This is a genomic window from Xanthomonas cissicola, assembly GCF_008801575.1.
Classification (GTDB): Bacteria; Pseudomonadota; Gammaproteobacteria; order Xanthomonadales; family Xanthomonadaceae; genus Xanthomonas; species Xanthomonas cissicola.
Genome location: NZ_VZPL01000211.1, coordinates 1 through 911 on the forward strand (window position 1 = coordinate 1; position 911 = coordinate 911).

1 protein-coding gene is annotated in these 911 nt (G+C 60.9%); it reads left to right on the forward strand.

Translation table 11 applies throughout. The features are described from left to right. Positions 1-890: IS5 family transposase (locus tag F7R02_RS25620; protein ID WP_151210333.1), on the forward strand; the 890-nt coding region annotated here is incomplete at its 5' end. Between the last annotated feature and the right edge of the window lie 21 nt (positions 891-911).

Genomic DNA, 911 nt, shown 5'->3' on the forward strand with positions numbered 1-911 from the left:
CGTGGCAGCAACTGCTCGGGCTGATCGCGCCGCGCTATCCGGTGTCGGGGCGGCCAGGGCGGCAGCCGTACGCCCTGGCGACGATGTTGCGGATTCATCTGCTGCAGCAGTGGTATGCGTTGAGCGATCCGGCGATGGAAGAAGCGCTGCACGAGATTCCGACCCTACGGCGATTTGCCCAGCTCGGCGGGTTGGACGACATTCCCGACGAGACCACGATTCTCAACTTTCGGCGCCTGCTGGAGACCCATGGCCTTGCCGCGCGGATGCTGGAAGCGGTCAACGCGCATCTGGCGCGCAAGGGCCAGAGCCTGCGGTCGGGCACGATCGTCGATGCGACGCTGATCGCTGCACCCAGTTCGACCAAGAACGCCGATCACGCACGCGACCCTGAGATGCATCAGACCAAGAAGGGCAATCAGTGGTATTTCGGGATGAAGGCGCACATCGGCGTGGATGAGTTTTCCGGGCTGGTGCACCATGTGCATTGCACAGCGGCCAATGTTGCCGATGTCACGGTAACCCACACGTTGCTACACGGCAAAGAAGACAGCGTGTTCGGCGACAGCGGCTATACCGGCGCAGAAAAACGCGATGAACTCCAAGACTGCAAAGCTGCATTCTTTATTGCCACCAGGCCCTCGAGAATTCAGGCCATCGGCAACAAGCGCGAGCGTGCTCGGGAACAGCGTTGGGAACACTTCAAGGCCAGCGTGCGCGCGAAGGTGGAGCATCCGTTCCGGGTGATCAAGCGCCAGTTCGGCTACACCAAGGTCCGCTATCGCGGCCTGGCCAAAAACACCGCACACGTGCTGACCTTGTTTGCGCTCTCCAATCTGTGGATGAAGCGAAAGCAGTTGCTGCCGGCTATGGGGAGCGTGCGCCTGTAAACCAGGAAATTCCCACGGAAA